This window comes from Streptomyces scopuliridis RB72, assembly GCF_000718095.1.
GTDB lineage: Bacteria > Actinomycetota > Actinomycetes > Streptomycetales > Streptomycetaceae > Streptomyces > Streptomyces scopuliridis.
Map to the genome: position 1 here is coordinate 269,005 of NZ_JOEI01000001.1, position 19,335 is coordinate 288,339.

General features: G+C 70.2%; 16 protein-coding genes and 1 pseudogene. 4 read left to right on the plus strand and 13 right to left on the minus strand.

Features of this window, described 5'->3' with window-relative positions; translation table 11 throughout:
* Window positions 1-22: 22 nt before the first annotated feature.
* Window positions 23-1,426, plus strand: a complete 1,404-nt coding sequence (locus IF11_RS0101110) for a PTS ascorbate transporter subunit IIC (protein ID WP_030349445.1) — start codon at window positions 23-25, stop codon at window positions 1,424-1,426.
* Between the two features lie 119 nt (window positions 1,427-1,545).
* Here IF11_RS0101110 and IF11_RS36235 read toward each other — a convergent pair.
* From IF11_RS36235 to IF11_RS0101135, 5 genes and pseudogenes are all read right to left on the minus strand, one after another.
* Window positions 1,546-2,507, minus strand: a pseudogene (locus IF11_RS36235) (MFS transporter).
* A 51-nt stretch (window positions 2,508-2,558) separates the two neighbouring features.
* Window positions 2,559-3,413: a hypothetical protein gene (locus tag IF11_RS0101120; RefSeq protein ID WP_030349446.1), complete on the minus strand. Its 855-nt coding sequence runs from the start codon at window positions 3,411-3,413 to the stop codon at window positions 2,559-2,561.
* Complete coding sequence (locus IF11_RS0101125; RefSeq protein ID WP_051745279.1) at window positions 3,410-5,278, minus strand: GMC family oxidoreductase; 1,869 nt, start codon at window positions 5,276-5,278, stop codon at window positions 3,410-3,412. The genes IF11_RS0101120 and IF11_RS0101125 overlap by 4 nt, the downstream gene beginning before the upstream one ends.
* Window positions 5,275-5,700 (minus strand): hypothetical protein, encoded by a 426-nt coding sequence (locus IF11_RS0101130; protein WP_133243244.1) that lies wholly within the window; start codon window positions 5,698-5,700, stop codon window positions 5,275-5,277. The genes IF11_RS0101125 and IF11_RS0101130 overlap by 4 nt, the downstream gene beginning before the upstream one ends.
* A gap of 155 nt (window positions 5,701-5,855) precedes the next feature.
* Entirely contained in the window at window positions 5,856-6,650 is a 795-nt protein-coding gene (locus IF11_RS0101135) for a LysR family substrate-binding domain-containing protein (RefSeq protein WP_030349449.1), read from the minus strand.
* A 58-nt stretch (window positions 6,651-6,708) separates the two neighbouring features.
* Here IF11_RS0101135 and IF11_RS0101140 point away from each other — a divergent pair, with 58 nt between their 5' ends.
* Window positions 6,709-7,113 carry a DUF5997 family protein gene (locus tag IF11_RS0101140; RefSeq protein ID WP_030349450.1) on the plus strand — a complete coding sequence of 135 codons (405 nt, stop codon included), beginning with the start codon at window positions 6,709-6,711 and terminating at the stop codon, window positions 7,111-7,113.
* On the opposite strand, the gene IF11_RS0101145 is transcribed toward IF11_RS0101140, so the two are convergent.
* The 8 genes from IF11_RS0101145 to IF11_RS0101180 form a co-directional block, all read right to left on the minus strand.
* A complete protein-coding gene (locus IF11_RS0101145) occupies window positions 7,061-8,404 on the minus strand; it encodes a Gfo/Idh/MocA family protein (protein WP_051745281.1) in 1,344 nt (447 codons plus the stop codon). The genes IF11_RS0101140 and IF11_RS0101145 overlap by 53 nt on opposite strands.
* Window positions 8,405-8,528: 124 nt before the next feature.
* On the minus strand, window positions 8,529-9,857 hold the full coding sequence (gene melA, locus IF11_RS0101150; protein WP_030349452.1) for an alpha-glucosidase/alpha-galactosidase: 1,329 nt from the start codon (window positions 9,855-9,857) through the stop codon (window positions 8,529-8,531).
* Window positions 9,857-10,846 (minus strand): carbohydrate kinase family protein, encoded by a 990-nt coding sequence (locus tag IF11_RS0101155; protein WP_030349453.1) that lies wholly within the window; start codon window positions 10,844-10,846, stop codon window positions 9,857-9,859. The genes melA and IF11_RS0101155 overlap by 1 nt, the downstream gene beginning before the upstream one ends.
* A 95-nt stretch (window positions 10,847-10,941) precedes the next feature.
* Entirely contained in the window at window positions 10,942-11,865 is a 924-nt protein-coding gene (locus IF11_RS0101160; protein ID WP_030349454.1) for a carbohydrate ABC transporter permease, read from the minus strand.
* Entirely contained in the window at window positions 11,862-12,902 is a 1,041-nt protein-coding gene (locus tag IF11_RS0101165; protein ID WP_030349455.1) for a carbohydrate ABC transporter permease, read from the minus strand. The genes IF11_RS0101160 and IF11_RS0101165 overlap by 4 nt, the downstream gene beginning before the upstream one ends.
* A gap of 10 nt (window positions 12,903-12,912) precedes the next feature.
* Entirely contained in the window at window positions 12,913-14,268 is a 1,356-nt protein-coding gene (locus tag IF11_RS0101170) for an ABC transporter substrate-binding protein (protein WP_030349456.1), read from the minus strand.
* A 197-nt stretch (window positions 14,269-14,465) separates the two neighbouring features.
* Complete coding sequence (locus IF11_RS0101175; protein WP_030349457.1) at window positions 14,466-15,284, minus strand: endo alpha-1,4 polygalactosaminidase; 819 nt, start codon at window positions 15,282-15,284, stop codon at window positions 14,466-14,468.
* 598 nt (window positions 15,285-15,882) lie between these two features.
* Window positions 15,883-16,269, minus strand: coding sequence for a winged helix-turn-helix transcriptional regulator (locus IF11_RS0101180; protein WP_030349458.1), 387 nt, complete (start codon window positions 16,267-16,269; stop codon window positions 15,883-15,885).
* 129 nt (window positions 16,270-16,398) lie between these two features.
* Here IF11_RS0101180 and IF11_RS0101185 point away from each other — a divergent pair, with 129 nt between their 5' ends.
* Both IF11_RS0101185 and IF11_RS0101190 read left to right on the plus strand, forming a co-directional pair.
* Window positions 16,399-16,776, plus strand: a complete 378-nt coding sequence (locus tag IF11_RS0101185; RefSeq protein WP_030349459.1) for a VOC family protein — start codon at window positions 16,399-16,401, stop codon at window positions 16,774-16,776.
* A gap of 67 nt (window positions 16,777-16,843) precedes the next feature.
* Complete coding sequence (locus IF11_RS0101190; RefSeq protein WP_030349460.1) at window positions 16,844-19,318, plus strand: SpoIIE family protein phosphatase; 2,475 nt, start codon at window positions 16,844-16,846, stop codon at window positions 19,316-19,318.
* Window positions 19,319-19,335 lie beyond the last annotated feature (17 nt).

Sequence of the window (19,335 nt, forward strand, 5' to 3'; positions counted from 1 at the left end):
CCCGCAGAGAGGCGTTGCCCCAGTGAACAGCGTTCTGAATACCCTGCTCGACATCTTCAGAGAGCCGTCCGTCATCATCGGACTGATCGCTCTGCTGGGGCTCGTGCTCCAGCGCAAGTCCCTCTCCGACACGCTCAAGGGAACGATCAAGGCGTTCGTCGGCTTCCTGGTCCTGGCCGCGGGCGCGGGTGTCGTGTCCGACGCCCTCACCCCCTTCGGGGAGATGTTCCAGCACGCCTTCGGTGTCCAGGGCGTCGTGCCGAACAACGAGGCGATCGTCGGCAAGGTCCTCACGGACTACGGTTCCCAGGCCGCGCTGATCTTCTTCTTCGGCATGATCGTGAACGTACTGCTGGCGCGCTTCACCAGGTTCAAGTTCATCTACATGTCCGGACACGTCGCGCTCTACCTGTCCGCGATGATCGCCGTGATTCTCATAGCCAACGGGTTCAGCACCTGGCAGACCGTGCTGTGGGGCTCGCTCGCCGAGGGTCTGATCACCACGCTCTCGCCCGCTCTGGTGCAGCCCTGGATGCGGAAGGTCACCAAGCAGGACAACGTGGCCCTCGGTCACACCGGTAACTTCGGCATCGCCACCAGCGGTCTGGTCGGCAAGCTCGTCGGCGACACCAAGAAGTCCACCGAGGACCTGAAGATCCCCAAGGGGCTCGGCTTCCTGCGGGACACCACCGTCGTCATCGCCGTCTCCATGGGCATCATCTACCTGCTCGTGACGCTGGTGGCCGGCGCCGGATACGTGGAGGACAAGCTCAGCGGCGGCCAGTGGTTCCTGCTCTGGGCGGTCATGCAGGCCGGTAAGTTCTCCGCCGGTGTTTTCATCATCCTGGCCGGTGTCCGGGTGGTCCTCGCCGAGATCATCCCCGCGTTCAAGGGCATCTCCGAGAAGCTGGTCCCCAACGCCAAGCCCGCGCTCGACGTCCCGATCGTCTTCACCTTCGCCCCGAACGCCGTCCTGATCGGCTTCCTGTCCAGCTTCGTCGGCGGACTGATCGGCATGGGCGTTCTCGTCGCCATCGGCGGGACGATCATCATCCCGGGCATCGTCGCCCACTTCATGACCGGCGCCGCCTCCGGCGTCATCGGCAACGCGACCGGCGGCAGGCGCGGTGCCGTGCTCGGCGCCATGACCAACGGCCTGATGATCACCTTCCTGCCGCTGCTCGTCCTGCCCTTCCTGGGCGACGTCGGCCTGGCCAACTCCACCTTCTCCGACGCCGACTTCGGGGTCTCCGGCTTCCTCCTCGGCAGCGCCGTACGCTGGGGCCACTCCGCCGTCATCGTCCTGATCCTCGCCTCGCTGGCCGCCGTCTTCGTCGGCAGCGCCGTGGCCACCCGCCGCGAGGCGGCCAAGTCCGCGGCCGACCCGGGCCCGGAGTCCGAGTCCGAGCAGCAGCCGGTCGTCTGACCTGCCGCATGACGGCATGCGACGCGGCCCGGCGGACATCCGTCGGGCCGCGTCCGTGTCGCGACCGGGCGGGCGACCGCGCCGGGCCACCTCCTCGATGAGGCGCGAGTCGCGATGTGTCAGGTGCGGCGCTGTGCCCGTTCCGGCTCGTGGTGTGGCGTGTTGTCGTGCCGGGGGAGCAGAAGCGGGGTTGCCAGAAGAAGGAGACCGGCGATCGCGATCGCGGTGCGGGGGCCGGTGAGGCCGGCCAGCAGGCCCCACAGGGCGGTCAGGGCCGCGATGGTGACTTTGCTGGTGACCGACCACGCGGACAGGGTGCGGGCGACTCGGTCCGTCGCGGTCCCGAGGTCACGGAGCATGAGGACGGCGAGCACCGGCGAGGTCGCCATGATCAGGCCGTTGACCAGGACCGTGTTGAAGAACAGCGGACGCAGCGCCGGGTGGTCCAGGATGTACCGCCACCCGTCGAGCAGGTCGCCGACCCGGAAGTGCGGCGCGCCGGTTCGCACGGGGCGCGGCTCCTCGCCGCCGATCCCTGCCGCCGAGAGCAGGTAGCTGACCGCGTTGGCCACCACGGTCATCACCGGGCCGAAGAGCCCGATCGCGGCCCCGCCGAGCGGCGGTCCGAGCACCGACGCGGTCCAGGTCGTGGACTCGAACCGCCCGTTCGCGACGAGCAGGTCCTCCGGCCGCACGAGCGCCTTCAGGCATGCGCCGCTCGCCGCCGTGAAAGCGATATCGGCCGCGCCGACGACGACCGCTACGACCAGGAGCTGGGCGAAGCTGAGCCGGCCGAGCGCGAACGCGGCGGGGACGCTCATCAGCGCGGCGAACCGGATCAGGTCCATCGCGACCATCACTTACGGCGGAACTCCACCCACGGTCCGAGCGGCACCGCGACCACCGCGCCGACCGCCAGCCCCGCGGCCGCCAGCAGCGACACCTCGGTCGCCCCGGCGTGCAGTACGAGGATCGCGATCAGGCGGAACGCGTCGAACGCCAGCCACGTGCCGAACGTACTGACCCCGTACGCCGCCCACAGCCAACCGAACTGCCGGCCCAGCGACTTCCCGACCACCATCCCCGCCCTCTGACGTGCGACATCCACCGCGTACGCGTGGCGCGCAGTATGTCAGTCGGCGCGTGGGACGTAGTAGGGGCGGTTGTGCGCCGCGACCGGGGGTGACTGGTACGTCCATGCCCCGGCGGCCGGGGCGTCTGCGATGAGGGTGGTCAGGTCGGCGCCGACGGGTGAGGACGCGTCCTGGACGGTGAGCCGTACCCGGTCGGCCTCGCCGGTCAATGACCGGTACTCGTAGGGCTGGTAGACGTTCATGGGACCGGCGATCGGCCGGCCGGCCGGGTCGGTGCCGTAGCCGGTGATCGGGGTGTTGTTGACGGGGGTACGCGACAGCCCGGTCAGGTCGGCCGAGAAGGAGAACAGGGTCCGCTCCTGACGGTCGATGCCCGCGCCGGAGGGGGTGTGCGTCGCCTGCTTGCAGGCCACGGTCCAGCTGTCACCCGCGGGGCCGTTGAGGGACGGCATCGTCGCCTCGAACCACGCCGGATACTTCGGCTCGCCGTAGAGCTTCGTGCCGGCCTCGATGGCCAGCGGGTTGTCGCACAGCACATGGAGCCGGGCGATGCCGAGCAGCTTGGTCTGGTCGTAGCCCCGCGCGAACTGCTCGTACGACAGCCGGGCCAGGCGCCCGGCGCTCGCGGTGGGATGGGCGATGATGCTGTACTCGATCTCCTGCGTGATGCCTCCGCCGTTCGGATACTGGGCGAAGTACAGCTGGTAGTTGAGCGTGACGCACGCCCGACCGTCGAACTCGGCGGCGCTCAGGTCGGGATGGTGTTCGGCCAGCGCCTTGCGCACCGGCGCCGGGTCGACCAGGTAGTCGAGGCCGATGTTGTGCAGGGCCCCGTAATGGAACGGCAGTTGATACGGGGCGGCGACGGGCGGCAGCGTGAGGTCGTCGGTCACGGGGCGTGAGTCTCCTCGGGCGTGGCCGGGCCCGGAGAGTATCCGGGGGCCGGCGGGCGGATCGTGATGCGCTGTTCGGACAGGTCGCGGTCGATCTGTTCGGCGCTGCGCAGAGTGATCGCGGCCATGGTGAGCGTCGGGTTGGAGGTGCCGAGCGAGGGCATGGAGCCGCAGCCCACCGCGTACAGGTTGGGGTGGTCCCAGCAGCGCTGCCACGAGTCGACGACGGAGTCGGCGGGGTGGTCGCCCATGAGGTGCGTGCCCGCGCCGTGGCCCGCACCGCGGTAGGCGTAGGGCCGGCCGCCGTACTCGAACCATCCGGGCTGGGACGGCCCCGGTTCGTACCGGCTGTGGTCCCGCGCCCCCAGGAGGGCGAAGATCTGGTCGGACACGGACTTGGCCGCGGCGATGCCCTGTTTCACATGGTCGGACAGGTCATAGGTCAGGACGGGGCGCGGGTTGCCCAGCAGGTCGCGATGGCGGGCATCGAGCGTGACGCGATTGGCGGGATCGGCGCTCTGCTCCATCTCGAACTGCAGGGCGAACTGCCGCCCGATCCGGTCCCCGGCCACCTGCCGCAACGCCGCGCCGAACAGCGCCCCGCCCCCGCCGGGGGTCGTCGGGTCCCCGGGGCGCAGCAGAGCGGCGACCTCGTGGCCCGGCGGGCCGACCGCCCAGTTCCAGCCCCAGTTGCCGATCTCGATACGGAAAGGGGCGCGGGCGGCGCGGGCCGGGCCGAAGCGGAATCCCTCCAGGCCGGAGGTGGAGCCGGGGCCCCGGTAGGGTCCGATCTGCTGGGGCATCAGGCCCCAGGTGAGCAGTACCGGGTGGTCCATCAGGTTCCGGCCCACCTGGTCACTGGAGTTCGCGAGGCCGGACGCGAGCAGCAGCCGGGCGTTCTCGATCGCGTGGGCCGCCAGGACGACCGTGTGCGCGTGCACCATGCGTCGGGTGACGGAGGCAGGGCGAGTCGGGTCGTCGTAGCGCTGGTACTCGACGCCCGTGATCCGGCCGGCGGCGTCGGCCAGGAGCCGTCCGGCCACCGCGCGGGTGCGCAGGGTGACGCTCGGACCCCAGCGTTCCTGGGTGCGCCGCGGGGTGTATTTCGCCCCGGTGGGGCAGATGGGGATGCAGCTGGCGCTGCCCTCGCACACGGGACCGTGCTCCTCGGTGGCCGTGCTGTTGCGGGCCTGAGGAGTCCCGACGACCCGCAGTGCGGTGGGGTGCGGATACGAGGGGTCCAACACCTCGTGTCCATTGAGTCTTTCGGCCAGGAGCCGGTCCAGATAGCTGGCGGGGAGCGGCCGGTGCGGGAAGGCATAACCGTCCGCGAGCGGCAGACCGACGTGGTCCCGCTGCTCCGCCGGATCGGCGGCGACACCCAGCTCGCGTTCCGCGGCCCGGTAGTACGGCTCCAACTCCGCGTACCCGATCGGCCAGTTACGGCCGTATCCGAAGTCGGCGGTGCGGAAGTCCTCCGGATGCATGCGCGGGGTCAGCCCCGTCCAGGCCGTGCCCGTACCCCCGTTGACCCGCAGATAGCCGCTCGCGTACGGCAACGGGCCGTTCTGGACGAGATATCCGTCGGTCCGGTAGCCACCGGCGGGGCGGCCCGCGAGATCCAGTACGTCGGGCGACGGCACCACGGCGTTGTCCGCGATCGCCGCGCTGGGAACCTTCACCGGCGCGGCCCGGAACCGCTCCACATCCGCCGCCGGTCGGCCATCGGGCCCGGTGTCATCGTCGCCCACCCCCGATTCCAGGACCAGGACGCGCCACCCGCGCTCTCCCAGCCGCCGTGCCACCAGCGACCCCGCGATACCGGCTCCGACCACGATCACATCGAAACGCTCCCCGGCGGTCAACGCTGCCCGCCTTCCGCCGCACCGGCGGGACGCTCGGCCCAGGTGCCGTAGCCGGGCCGGCCGGCGCCGGGGGCTTGGCCGCCGAAGCTGCTCCACACCAGCCCGCGGGCATAGGCGCGCGCCGGGAGCGGGAAGGGTACGGTCCGGCCGTCGTCCCCCCGCAGTCCTGGCCACGTCCCCACGTACCAGAGGTGGCACACGGCGCGCGCGAGCTCACCCAGCTCCTCGTCCTTGTCCGCCACCGCTCGCGGGTCGGCCGCCGCGTCGGCCAGCGCGTCCACCAGCCGCGCGTAGAGCGGCGGTTCGACCTGCCGGACCACGAACTCCCGGTAGATCCCGGTCATTCCGGTCGCCGTCAGCTCGGCGGCGTCGAACCCCGTCAGCGCGGCCGAGAGCGTGACGAACCGCTCGGTCAGCGTCATGGACACCATCCCCCTCTTCGAGCCACTCACCGGAGACCGGGCATATCAGCCGGGATCCCTACCTCGATCGGAACCCGTTCATGCCTCGACATCTCGCCGAGTGTGAGCATGGCTGAACTTAAAGTGACGAAGGGGGTGTGTGCGGCGCCGAGGAACTACGACCGACGGCCGGGTTTGCCGCGCCGGCCGCCCTTGGGGCCGCCGGAACCGCCGCGCGGACTCTTACCGCTCGACTTACCGCTCGACTTTCCGGTTGACTTGCCTGTCGACTTTCCGGCCACCGGCTTCCGCCGCGCACCGCCGGTGTCGGGACGCTCGCGCTTCGGCTGCGGTGGGGTCGGGCGGCCCCGTGAGCTGTTGACGGTGCGCCCGCGCACGATCCCGATGAAGTCCTCCACCAGTTCGGTGGTTTCGTCCTCCGGCCACGACAGAGCGACGCGCGACTCGGGGGCATCAAGGACCGGCCGGTACGTAAGGTCCCTGCGGTGGTGCAGCCGGGCCAGTGACTGCGGGACGACGAGCAGTCCCACCCCTGCCGCCACCAGCTCGACGGCGTCCGCCGTCGTGGCAGGACGCGCGTTCGCGGGCCGTCCCGGCCGGAGCTCCCAGTCGAGGGTGTCATCGAGGGGATGCAGCACGATCTCGTCGGCCAGATCCTCGGCGGACACCTCGTCGACCGCCGCCACCAGGTGGTCCTTCGGGACCACGACCACCGTCGTCTCGGTGTAGAGGGGAATCGCGCTGAGGTCGGTCCGGTCGATCGGCAGCCGTACGAAACCGGCGTCGGCGCCGCCGCCCCGCAACAGATCCGGCGCCTCGGCGGCGGACACCGCGACGAGGGTCAGCGGGACGTCGGGCAGCCGCTCGTTCCAGATCCGCACCCACTTGGTGGGCGTCACGCCCGGGACGTACGCGAGCCGGAACGAACGGGGTACTTCCGAGCCTGTCACGCCACCAGGTTACCGGCCGTGGTCGGAGGTATCGCACACGCTCGCTACTCTTGACACCATGACGTCGCACCAGACCATCCAGACAATGAAGCCCGCGACCGCGGCGAAGAAGCTGGGTGTGTACCTCGAAGCCACCCCCGCCGAGTTCCAGGAGGGTGTCGTCTCGCGCACCGAGCTGAACGCGCTGCAGGCCGATCCACCCCAGTGGCTGCTGGAACTGCGACGCAACGGCCCGCACCCCCGGCCGGTGGTGGCGGCGAAGCTGGGCGTCTCCATCTCGGGTCTCGCGCGCGGCGGAGTCACGGACGCCCTCACCACGGAGCAGATCGAGGCGCTGAAGAGCGACAGCCCCGAGTGGCTGCGCCAGGAACGCGCCACCCAGGCCGAGGTCCGGAAGGAAGCGCTGCGCATCAAGGAGAAGAACGCGGAGCGAGGCGAGCAGCCCCACCGTCCGCGCTCCTGACCCTCCCCACCGCCGCCGCGTCGTCGCGGACGTCGAGTTCGACCACCGTGCCGGTCACCCGGGCCTGTTCCGCCGCCCACACCACGCGGTGGGTGGCGAGGCTCTCGGCGGCGTCGGAGAGCAGCAGGGACGCGTCGCCGGCGGCGACGGCGGTGAGGAAGGCGTCGGTCAGCGCCTCGTCCCCGCCTCCGTGGCCGTCCTCCGGGGAAGGCCCCGGACTCCCCGTCGCGCTCGTCCGTGTGTCGATCGTCTCCTCGGACCCGTCGCGAAAATCCACCAGCCGTAGTGTGCTTCCGTCGCCGTCGATGAAGCCGTGTGTGCCCAGCAGCCGGGTGCGGCGCTGTTCCATGGGGGTGAAGGCGCTCATGGTGAACGAACACGTGGCGCCGGAGTCGAACTCCATGCTGACCACCTGATGGTCGACCACATCGTTGTCGCACGCGTACACACAGCGGCCGTACGGCCCGGTGCGCAGCGCGTCCAGCACGCCTGTCTCGGTGTGGTCGTCGGTTACCGCAGACAGCGGCCAGAATTCCTGGTCCGGATCGCCGAGACAGCCCAGGTAGAGCCGCTTGGCCGAGTATGGACAGCCGGTCTCCAGCGGGCAGTCGAGGCAGCGGGCGGTCGCGCCGGCCGGGGCGCCCTCGGGGCGGAAGTGCGTCAGACTGCCGAAGGAAGCGACCTTCCGTGGCGTACGTCCGAAGAGATGGACCAGCCAGTCGATGTCGTGGCAGGACTTGGTCAGCAGCATGGGGGCGGAGGTGTCCTGGCGGCGCCAGTTCCCCCGTACGAACGAATGGGCGTGGTGCCACCAGCCGACGGGCTCCAGATGCTGGACGCTGACCAGACCGCCGATGCGGCCACCGTCCAGCAGTCGCTTCAGCAGCCGGGTGTACGGCGTGTAGCGCAGTACATGGCAGACGGCCAGCAGGATGTCGTTGCGCCGCGCCGCGTCCGCGATCGCCGTGGCCTCGTCCTCGCCGGTCGCCATCGGCTTCTCCAGCAGAAGGTGATAGCCGAGATCGGCCAGTGCCACCGCCGGTTCGGTGTGCAGCCGGTCCTGGGTGGCGATGACGCAGGCGTCGGCCAGTCTGCCCGCCGCCGCCACCTCGCTCCAGTCCGCGTACACCCGCTCCGGCGGTACCCGGAACTCCTCCGCCGCCCGCGCCCGGCGCCGCGGGTCCGGCTCGGCCACCGCGACCACCTGTCCCGCTCCCGTGGCCAGGGCGCGCCGGGCGTAGGTCATTCCGCGGAGTCCGGCTCCGACGAGGACCATCGTCACCTGGGACATGGGTTTCCCTTCCTTGAGTCCGTTGAGTCCGTTGAATCGGTCGGCTCGGTCGGCTCGATCGGCTCGGTTGAGTCCGTGAGCCCGAGCCCGGCGAGGGTGGGTACGGGGGCGGGCGCGAGGAGGGTCAGTGGCCGAGAGTGGTACGCAGCGACGGCTGGAGCAGATCCGCGTGCGCGCGCACCATGTCGTCGCACAGGTCCCAGATGCGTTCGACGGGCAGGGCGGCCGCGGTGGCCGGGTCGGCCATGGCCGCCTGCCGGATGGAGCGCGGATCGTCCTCCAGCGCGGCCCGGACGACCAGTTCGTTCATGCTCAGATAGCCCCGGTTGAGCGCGGCGCACTGGGCGGGCAGCGAGCCGGCCCGGGTGGGCTGCACGCCCAGGGCGTCCACCAGACACGGCACTTCGACGGTGCCGGTCGACGGAAGATTGTCGATCAGCCCGTGGTTCGGGACGTTGCCGTAGACCGTGCGGGGCGTGCCGGTGGTGATGCTGTGGATGATCTGCGGGGCGTACTCCATGGTGCCCTCAACAGCCAGTGGGGCTCCGCAGGCAAGCGCGTCACGGGTCCGCTCGTACTCGGCGATGTTCTCGTCGACGATGCCGAGGTAGGCGCCGACGGGCAGGCGCAGCCGCTCGATCTCGCTGTCGTGGTGCAGGTACCAGGGGACGTATTCGGAGGAGTGCTCGCTGGTCTCGGTCGGGTAGTAGCCGAGGCGCCGGTACATGTCGACCCGTACCCGGCGCCGTAGCTCCGGGTTCTCCGCGACGAGGGCGTCCAGCCGCGGGTAGAGGTCGCTTCCCTGGTGCTCAAGACGCAGCACCCACGCCTGGTGGTTGACGCCGGCGGCCCGGTAGGTGACCTCCTCGTGCGGGACGCCCAGGAGGTCGGAGAGGTCGCGGATGGTCCAGTACACCGAGTGGCACAGGCCGACGACGCGGGTCAGCCCGGTGGCCCGGGTGAGGTACTGGACGTTCATCGCCATGGGGTTGGTGTAGTTGAGCAGCCAGGCGTCGGGGCAGACCTCGGCGATGTCCTCACCGAGTGACTTGAGCAGGGGGAAGGTGCGCAGCGCGCGGAAGATCCCGCCCACGCCGAGGGTGTCCGCGATGGTCTGGCGCACGCCGTAACCGGCGGGGATGTCGAAGTCGGTACGGGTCGACGCGCGCATGCCGACCTGGACGATGTTGATGACGAAGTCGGCGCCTTCGAGGGCCACGCGCCGCTCGGCGTGGGCGGTGATCCGGGGCGTGGTGCCGCTCGCCCCCGTCAGCCGGTCCGCGATGTGACGGGCGGCGCCGTGGGCCGTGGCGAGCCGTTCGGCGTCGATGTCGTGCAGGGCGATATGGGCGCCCTTGAGCTCCGGGAAAGCGAAGAGGTCCGCCAGCAGGCCCTGGGTGAATACGACGCTTCCCGCGCCGATGAATGCGATCTTCGGGGTGGTGATGGTCATCAGAGGTTCTTTCCGTTGCGGGCGAGGGCCGTTCGGGCCTCGTCCCAGGTGGGCTGGGCGGCGGTGCCGCCGTGCGCCCGGGTGGACAGAGCACCGCAGGCGGCGGCGAATGCGAGCGCCTCGGCGATGGACAGGCCGCGCAGGAACGCGGCGATGAAACCGGCGTCGAAACTGTCTCCCGCGCCGACGGTGTCCAGTGGCCGGGCGGGGATCGCGGGGGCGCGCAGCAGGGTGCGGCCGTCGTGTACGAGGGCGCCGTCGGCCCCGTTCTTGACCACGACCCGTGGCCCGAGGGCCGCGAGTGCACCGGCCGCCGCCTCCAGGGAATCCGCGGTGGCGAGCGAGCCGGCCGCGTCCGGGGAAGCGGCGGCGGACGCGAGGGCGAGCGCCTCCTGTGCGTTGGGCAGCAGGAAGTCGGTGACCGCGAGCGTCGCGTCGATACGGCCGGGTGCCCACTCGCCGGAGGGGTCGTCATTGGTGTCGAGCGAGGTGGTGGCACCCTGCGCCCGTGCCGTGGCCAGCAGTTCGGGCAGCGCGTCGGCGAGTTCGGGCAGTAGGAAGTAGGAGGCGGCGTGCACATGCCGACTGCTGGTCAGCAGCGCCTCGGGGATGTCGTCGGGCCCGGTGGCGGAGAGGGTGCCGGGGGAGGTGAGGATCGTACGGTCGCCGTCCCCGCGCGTCACGACCACCGTGAGCGGTGTCGGCAGGCCGGGATCGACGCGCAGCGCGTCGGTGTTCACGCCCCGGGCGTCCAGCGCCGTACGGACGAAACGCCCCGCGTCGTCGTCCCCGACGCGCCCGGCGAAGGCGACCTTCAGCCCGAGCCTGGCGGCTCCGCACGCCATGATCGCGGCGGAGCCGCCGAGCGTGAGCAGGCCGGTGTCGACGAGCTGTTCACGCTGTCCGAAGGCGAGCGGCGCGTCGAGCGGTCCCAGAACGATGTCGGGGTTGGCGTCCCCGATGACAAGCAGGTCGAAGGTGTGCGGCATGCGGCTTCCCGTGATCGCGGCCCTGGCTACGCAGGTGTGGTGTGAGTGGTGGTGTGCGCGTGCGTGTGCGGTGTGTACGTGGGGCGGGACCGGACTCAGCCCTTGAGACCGCTGGAGGTGATGGACTGGATGAAGGACTTCTGCGCGAAGAGGAAGGCGAGCAGCACCGGCAGAACGGTGATCACGTTGCCCGCCATGACCGCGGACCACTGGGTGTGATGCTGCCCCTGGAAGGTCGTCAAGCCGAGCTGCAGTGTGTACTGGGTGTCGTGATTGATGGCGATCAACGGCCAGGTCAGGTCGTTCCAGGTGGTCAGGAAGGTCAGGACCGCCACGGTGCTCAGGGCCGGTCGCGACAGCGGCAGCACGATGAGGAACAGCACCCGTAGCCGTGAACAGCCGTCGATCCAGGCCGCTTCCTCCAGCTCCCTGGGCAGGGAGAGGAAGAACTGCCGCAGGAGGAACACGGCGAACGGTGTGACGAGCGACGGGACGATCAACGCGCCCAGTGTGTCGATGAGTCCGAGACGTTTCATGACCAGGAACGTGGGGATCATTGTCAGCTGGAACGGGATCGCCATCGTGGCCAGCATCAGGCCCAGCAGGACACGGGAGCCGGCGAACCGCATCCGGGCGAACGCGTAGCCGCCCAGGGAGCCGAGCAGCAGGTTGGACGCCACCGCGACCACCGAAACGATCAGCGAGTTGGCGAACCAGCGCGGGAACATCGCGTTGCCGAGCACATACCGGTAGCCGCCCAGATCGATCCCCGACGGCCACAGGGCCGGCGGGAAACGGTTGATCTCCGCGTTGCTCATCACGGAGCTGAGCAGCAGCCAGATCAGCGGGATCGCGAAGATCAGCGTGAGGGGGGCGAGCAGCAGATGCCAGGGGCTGAACGGCAGCCACCGACGGCCTCGCGGAGGTCCGGCGGCCGGCCGGGCGGAAACGGAAGCAGGAGAGGAGAGGGAGGAAGAGGAAGAGGAAGCGGAGGGAGAGGAAGCGGAGGTGGCCGTCATCGTGCGGCTCCTTCGAGGCGGTGGTTCTCGCGTCGGCCCCGTACGGCCCGCGTCACCCGCGGGACCGCGGCGATCAGGAGCAGCGCGAGCGCCAGCGCGTAGGCGGCCGCCGCGCCGTAACCGGCGGTGAAGTTCTTGAACGCCTGTTCCCAGATGAAGTAGACGATCACGGTGGTGGAGCCGAGCGGTCCGCCCTTGGTCGTCACGTACACCAGGTCGAAGACCTGGAGCGCGTTGATGGTCTGCCACAGCAGGAGGAACGCGATGACCGGTGCGAGCGCGGGGAGGATGACATGCCGCAGCAGGTGCCAACGCCCGGCGCCGTCCAGCCGCGCCGCCTCGATGAGGGACGGCGGCACATCCTGCAGCGCGGCGAGAGTGACCACCACGCAGAAGCCGGTGCCGCTCCACAACGAGATCGCCACCAGTACGAGCAGGGCCTGTCCGGGGTCGGTGAGAAAGCCCTGCGCGGAGATGCCGAGCTTGTGCAGTACGGAGTTGGCCGCCCCGAACTCCGGGTCGAGGATAAAGGAGAACAGCACCCCCTGCGCCGTCGCCGAGATGACGAACGGCACGAAGATCAGTGTGCGGTACACACCCACCAGCCGAATCCGCTGGTTCAGTACGAGGGCGAGCAGCAGCCCCAGACCGATGCTCAGCGGTACGTACAGCGCCGTGTAGAGCAGTGTGTTGCGCACCGCCTGGCTGAAGTGCGGATCCCGCACCAGCGCGCGGTAGTTGCCGAGACCGACCCAGCGGCTGGGCGTGACCAGGTCGTCGGCCTGGAAGGACAGCAGCAGCGACCAGGCCACGGGTACGACGCTCAGACCGAGAATGATCAGGACCGAGGGCGAGACGAACGCCCAGGCGGTCGCGGACTCCCCGCGCAGGCGCCGCCGTGGAGCGCCCTGCCCCGGTCGCTTCCCAGCGGCGCTCGGCGCCGCGTCGCGGGTGTTGTCGTTGCTTGTGCGGGCGTTGTGGTCGTCGTGTGCGTGGCCGTGGTCCGGGAGCGTGAGCGGAGTGGGCAGGCGCGACATCGTATTCCTCTCAACGCGGGATGAGCAGAGCGGCGTTGGCCTCGTCCGCGCACGCGCGCAGGGCCTTGACGGGGGTACTCCTGCCGAGGAGTACGGCGGCGATGGCCTGTCCGAGCGCCTGCGAGATCTGCGGATACGCCGGGTGCACGGGACGTACGCGCGCCGTATCCAGCGCCCGGGTGAACACCGGCAGCCCGTCGGTCCTGGCCTCCTGCGCTCGCCACGCGGGCAGGGCCTCCGTACTCCGGCTCAGCGGCAGGCTGCCGGCCATGACGTCCCAGCGCACATCCTGGGCCGGCCGCGACAGCCAGGTGACGAAGGTGAGAGCCGCCCGTACGCGCGCCGGACCGTTGTCGAACACGGTCCACGTGTCGGGTCCCGAGATGGTCATCGGCTTGCCGCTGTAGCTGGGCAGCGGCACCACGTGATAGTCGATCCTCGCCTGCTGGACGTCGGGCAGCTGCCACGGTCCGGTGACGGCCATGCCCATCCGGCCGGAGAGAAAGACCTGGTACATCTGCTCGCTGCCCGGCTTGGGGTCGATGTAGACGCTCTTGTCCTTCGCGAGCGCCGCCACCGTCTCCAGGGCCTGTACCCCGACGTCAGCGAACCCGATCCGCTGTCCGTCCTCGCTGACGACATCGCCGCCCAGGTCCCACACCATCGGCCAGAGCCGCCACACCGTGTCCTCGTCACCCACACCGGGCCAGCCGGTGCCGAACGTGCCACGTGCTGCGTCGGTCAGCTTCTTGGCCGTCGCCACGAACTCCGCCCAGGTCCAGCCCGGTTCGGGAAGGGGCAGGCCGGCGTCGCGGAAGAGTTTCTTGTTGCAGACCACGGCGAGCGAGTCGATCAGGGCGGGGGCCGCCCGTACCTGTCCGTTGAGTGTGACGGCCTCGCGGGCGGGAGCCCAGAAGTCGTTCCAGGGGAGGGGGCCGGAACGGACCGTATCGGTCAGATCCACCACGGACGGGCTGCGCGCGACGCTGGCCAGGTCCGAGCCGAAGACGTAGGCGATGTCGGGGAAGGAACCGGATGCGAGCGCCGCGGTGATCTTCTGCAGCATCGCGTCGGACAGCACGCCCCCGCCGGGATCGACACGGATACCGGGATGGGTGCGGTTGAACTCCGTGACCAGTTTCTCGATCGCCTCGCGGCCGGTGTCCGTCTGTCCGTGCCAGAGCTCGACCGTGACCCGTCCGTCGGCTCCGACGCCGTCGCCCGTGCCCATACCGCATCCGGGCAGGGCGGCCGTGGCGGCGGCGCCCAGCGTGAGACCGGTGCCCCGCCGCAGGACCGTACGGCGCGAGAGCCCGGCGGGAGTCCCGGGACCAGCGGTACCGGGAATGCGGTGTGCTGCGGCCATGTGAGCCCCCAGGGGAAAACGCGGCACGGGACGGTCACGCGGGGAGCGTCCCGGCACGGCGGGTGGTGTGCTGCGAGGTGATGGCGAAGGGTGCGCCGCGTGGGGGGCGGGGAGCGGCGGCTCGGTGCACCCCAGCTGTGACCGGGGTGCACCGGGCCGGTCGGAACCGCTCGGCGGGGCTGATCGGACGGGCGGGTTCAGCAGGTCTTGCGGACGTACCCGCCGCTGCCGGGGGCGGTGACGTCGACGTCGCGCAGAACGACACTCAGCCGGTCACCGAAGCCCGCGCACGTCTCCTTGAAGTACTTCTCCTTGTACTCGATCACGATGACGTTGTCGCCGAACCCCTCGGTGTAGTCACCGCACTCGTCCCACTCGCCGCACTCCTCCGCGACGGCGAAGTCGAGGCCCGTCTCCGCGTGGGCGGTGGAGAAGTTCGCGGTGTTCTTCTGCGCGATCGCCAGGCCCTTGGCGTGCGCGTGCGCGGAGAGCAGCTTGATGAACGCCTTGGCGTTGGCCTCGCTGATCTGGTCGAACCGGTCGAAGGTGTCGAGGTTGTCGGGCTCGACGGCGTTGAAGCCCTTGCTCGCGCAGGTGTCGATCCAGGAGTTCACCTTGGCTGCGATGCGCTGGCGCTTCGCGTCGGTACGGATGTCGAGAATGGCCTCACCCCAGCCGTCGTCGTAGACGATGTCGCCGCTCGCGTCCCGCAGCAGCAGATCGCCCCACTCGCTCTCGGCTCCCGGCTGGGCCTGGAAGGCGTTGACATAACAGATGTTGTACAGGCCCGCCGCCGGTGAGGCGGTGTAGTCACGGCTGACGACCGTCACTCCGGCGGGCGGTGTGTAGGGCTGGCCGATCTGGTAGTCGAAGTTGGCGTGTACCGGAGGGAGGGTCACGGCCTGGGCCGCCGCGCTCGCGGTGGAGGAGGCGAGCAACGGGGTGACCACCGCCGCCGCCATGGCCGCCGCGGCGGCAACGCACCGACGGGACCTGACACGGTTGATGATGGGCATCTTGAGCTCCAGAAGATGGGGGGTACGTCCCCGCCTCGGACTCCGCGATCTCCGTGGGCGTCCTGGCGACTCAGTCCGGGCTGACGGTGCGTGGACCGCGTACCGGCTGGGCGTACCTCTGGCGCCGGGTGCTCAACTCTGGCGTTGCATGGAGTAAAGCGAGCAAGTTTCGTCATGTCAACAGATCGAAGCTGCGCATCTTGCGCATATGGACAGCGAGTTCGGCGGCCGACGGGCCCGGATCTGCGGTCCGACCCGGCCCACGGTCCGGGCCGCCAGCCCGGCGATCAACAGCTCCAGTCCGTAGTGGAACTCGGCGTCGTGATCGCTCGTGGCGAGGTACGGCGTGACGTCGGCGAGAAGCGGGGCGCCCGTGCTCGTGATGGCGTTGACGCGCTGCTGGATCCGGTCCGGATCCGTGGTGCCCAGGTGAGGGCGTAGCCCAGCTCGCGCATGAGCGTGCCGACGATGTGGCGAGCGGGAACAACTGGTCTGCGAGCGCGTCTACTTCGACACCCTCACTCTGCTCCGGCAGCTGATCGGCGGCCTGAACATGTCCGTTGCGTGTGGCCGTTGTCATCTTCCTGGGCGGGCAGCGTCAGTCGCGTGTGTCGTAGCGGTGGCGGGCGGCCTCGATCTCCCCGAGGTACCGGCGGGTCCAGGCGCACATGCCGTTGACCGTGTCGCGCAGCGCCCGGCCCGCTTCGGTGAGGCGGTAGTCGACGCGCGGCGGCACGGTGGCGTACACCGTCCTGTCCACCACACCGTCACGTTCGAGCCCGCGCAGCGTCTGGGTGAGCATCTTGTGGCTGATGCCGTCCACCGCGGTCCGCAGCTCGTTGAAGCGCAGAGTCCGGTCCTCCAGCGTGTTGATGACCAGAAGCGCCCACTTATTGGCCACACCGGCGTAGATCTCTCGGGCCAGGGAGTCGGCGCGTGTCACATCGGCGTCCGCGGGCATGCGGCTGACCTGTTCGGTCACCACGAGGTTCCCCTCTCACCGGAAAGTGCGTTCTTCCACGTCAGAGCATACTCACCTACGGTTTCCGAGTAACCAGAAGAGACCGCTGGTACCCGGCACGCCCGCCGGGGCCGGCCCGGCAAGGAGCCACTTGTGACCATCCTGAGGACATACGCCCGACTGTGGACCGACGACCTCGACCACGCGCTGCCGCTGCTCAAGGAGCTCACCGGCGCGGAGCCGCATCTGCGGATGGCGTTCCACGCCGTCGAGCTGGCCGCCATCGGCGACTTCCTCGTCATCGCGGGCCCGGCCGAGGAGCGCGCGGCATACGCGCACGCCTCCGCCACCGTGGTCGTCGAGGACCTCGATGCCGTCCAGGCGACCCTGGAGGCCGCCGGTGCCACCATCACCACCCCCATCACGAGCGGCCCGACGGGGCGGTTCCTCTACGCCCGCCATGCCGACGGGGCCGAGATCGAGTACGTCGAGTGGACGCCGGAGCTGGTCCGGCAGCACGGCCGTAGCTGAAGATCGCGTGTCCGTGCGCATCGCGTGACGCGGTGCGATTATGGGGGCGTAGGGGATGGTGAGGCGGATGTCAGCGGCGCGCAGGCAGTCGAGCCCGAGTCCCGGTGCTCCGCCGCCCGCGCGTTCGGAGGTTCCTTTGGACGCACCCAATGACGCGACCGCGGTGGTGGACGCGGCGGGCAAGGTCGTCGCCTGGACCCGGGGGGCGGAGGAGGTCCTCGGCTACCCACCCGCGGAGGTGGTGGGCCGGTCCGCCGCCCCGCTGCTGGCCGACCCGGGCGACCGGGTGCGTGCGGTGGCGGTCGCCGAGCACTGTCGCGCGGGGGCCGGGTGGAGCGGGGTCATTCCGCTCAGGCACCGTGACGGCCGGCGTCTCGACATGAACCTGCGTGTCTCCACCTCGTTCCGCATCGGTGGCGATGAGTGCTTTCTGATCTCGGCCTGGGCGCTCCGGACCCAATGGGCGATGGGCCAGTCCGTGCTGGACGGGTTCCTGACCCGGTCGCCCGTCGGCATGGCGGTCATGGATATGGACCTGCGCTACATCTGGCTCAACGACACCCTGGAACGTTTCGGCGGTGTGCCCCGTGAGCAGCGTCTGGGCCGCCGTCTGAGCGAGCTGCTGCCGGGCCTCCAGGCCGACATCCTCGAAGACCTGATGCGCAAGGTGCTGCAGAACGGCGTGCCGGTCACCGACTACGAGTACCTCGGCTGGAGCTGGGCGGATCCGCATCGCCAGCACGCCTACGCCACCTCGTTCTTTCCCCTCGTCGATGCCGATGGGGCCGTCACCGGCGTCTGCTACATCGTTCTCGATGTGACCGACCGGTGGAACGCCCGCGAGCTGCTGGCCATGGTCAATGACGCGGGAGCCATGGTCGGCAGCACCCTGGACGTGACACGGACGGCCCAGGAGCTCGCGGATTTCGCCGTGCCCCGCTTCGCCGACTTCGTCACCGTCGATCTGCTGGAACCGATCCTCAGCAACGAGGGGCAGGGGACGTGGCTGACCGACGCGGGACCAGCCGCTACGCAGGTGACGCTGCGCCGGGCGGCCATGAGTTCCGTACGGGAAGGGTGCCCGGAGGCTGTTGCCGGGATCGGTGACCCGGTGGACTCCATCCCCCCGCCGCACGGCCCCGACCTCCTGGTCAGCGGTGAGCCGGTCCTCATACAGGCCCTCGATCCCACCAGTCCCCAGTGGGTGACACGGCAGCCCGCCAGGGCCACGTCCATCCGCGAGTACGGACTGCACTCGCTCATTTCCGTGCCGATGCGGGCGCGGGACACCGTGCTGGGTGTCACCACGTTCTTCCGCTCGCTGAACCCCGTGTCCTTCAAACCGGACGATGTCCTGCTGGCCCGGGAAGTCGTCGCGCGCGCGGCGGTGTGTGTGGACAACGCGCGCCGCTACACCCGTGAGCACAACGCGACCGTGACGCTTCAGCGCAGCCTGCTGCCGCACACCCTGGCCGGCGGGGCCGCCGTGGATGTGGCCTCCGTCTATCTGCCGGCGGGCGCGGGGGACGGTGTGGGCGGGGACTGGTTCGATGTGATCCCCCTGTCCGGCTCCCGCGTGGGACTGGTCGTCGGCGATGTGGTCGGGCATGGCCTCAGCGCCGCCGCGACCATGGGACGGCTGCGCACCGCCGTGCAGACACTCGCCGACATGGACGTGCCCCCGGACGAGCTGCTGGCCCACCTCGACGATCTGGTGCTCCGCCTCAGCGAGGAGGAACCGACCAACGAGGCGGCCGACACGTTCCGTACGACCGTGGTCGGTGCCACCTGTCTCTACGCCGTCTACGACCCGGTCACCCGGCGTTGCACGCTGGCGCGGGCCGGGCATCCGCCGCCCGTCGTCGTCACTCCGGACGGGGACGTCAGCTTCCTGGAGCTGCCTGCCGGACCGCCGCTGGGGCTGGGCGGGCTGCCCTTCGAGGCCTCCGAGATCGAGCTCGCCGAGGGCAGCCTGCTCGGTCTCTACACCGACGGTCTCATCGAGGCCGCCGACCGGGACATCGACCTCGGCATGTCGCGCCTCGCCCACGCCCTGGCCCAGCCCGGCCTCTCCCTCACGGCGCTGTGCTCCGCCGCGGTGGAGCGGCTGGCCGCCGTGGCGCAACCCGACGACGTGGCGCTGCTGCTGGCACGTACCCGTGCCCTGAGCGCCGAGCATGTCGTCTCCTGGAACGTCGCGTCCGAACCCGCCGCCGTCGCCGGCATCCGCAATCTGGCCACCCGCCAACTGGAGCAATGGGGCCTGGACGAGCTGGTCATGACGACCGAACTGATCGTCAGCGAGCTGGTCACCAACGCGGTCCGGTACGGCTCGGGGCCGATCCGGCTCCGGCTGCTGCGTCAGTCCCGGCTGATCGTCGAGGTCGCCGACGCCAGCAGCACCTCTCCCCGGCTGCGGCACGCACGGACCACCGACGAAGGCGGCCGCGGGCTCTTCCTCGTCGCCCAGCTCGCCCACCGCTGGGGCACCCGGCACACACCCGACGGCAAGATCATCTGGGCGGAACAAGAACTGATGTGACCCCGCTCGCGCGAGGA

What these genes read in the sequence shown, in the direction of transcription:
- IF11_RS0101130 (WP_133243244.1), bottom strand. Translation starts at nt 5,700, where the DNA reads ATGACGCTGACCGAGCGGTTCGTCACGCTCTCGGCCGCGCTGACGGGG.
- IF11_RS0101140 (WP_030349450.1), top strand. Translation starts at nt 6,709, where the DNA reads ATGACGTCGCACCAGACCATCCAGACAATGAAGCCCGCGACCGCGGCG.
- IF11_RS0101145 (WP_051745281.1), bottom strand. Translation starts at nt 8,404, where the DNA reads ATGTCCCAGGTGACGATGGTCCTCGTCGGAGCCGGACTCCGCGGAATG.
- melA (WP_030349452.1), bottom strand. Translation starts at nt 9,857, where the DNA reads ATGACCATCACCACCCCGAAGATCGCATTCATCGGCGCGGGAAGCGTC.
- IF11_RS0101155 (WP_030349453.1), bottom strand. Translation starts at nt 10,846, where the DNA reads ATGCCGCACACCTTCGACCTGCTTGTCATCGGGGACGCCAACCCCGAC.
- IF11_RS0101160 (WP_030349454.1), bottom strand. Translation starts at nt 11,865, where the DNA reads ATGACGGCCACCTCCGCTTCCTCTCCCTCCGCTTCCTCTTCCTCTTCC.
- IF11_RS0101165 (WP_030349455.1), bottom strand. Translation starts at nt 12,902, where the DNA reads ATGTCGCGCCTGCCCACTCCGCTCACGCTCCCGGACCACGGCCACGCA.
- IF11_RS0101170 (WP_030349456.1), bottom strand. Translation starts at nt 14,268, where the DNA reads ATGGCCGCAGCACACCGCATTCCCGGTACCGCTGGTCCCGGGACTCCC.
- IF11_RS0101175 (WP_030349457.1), bottom strand. Translation starts at nt 15,284, where the DNA reads ATGCCCATCATCAACCGTGTCAGGTCCCGTCGGTGCGTTGCCGCCGCG.
- IF11_RS0101190 (WP_030349460.1), top strand. Translation starts at nt 16,844, where the DNA reads ATGTCAGCGGCGCGCAGGCAGTCGAGCCCGAGTCCCGGTGCTCCGCCG.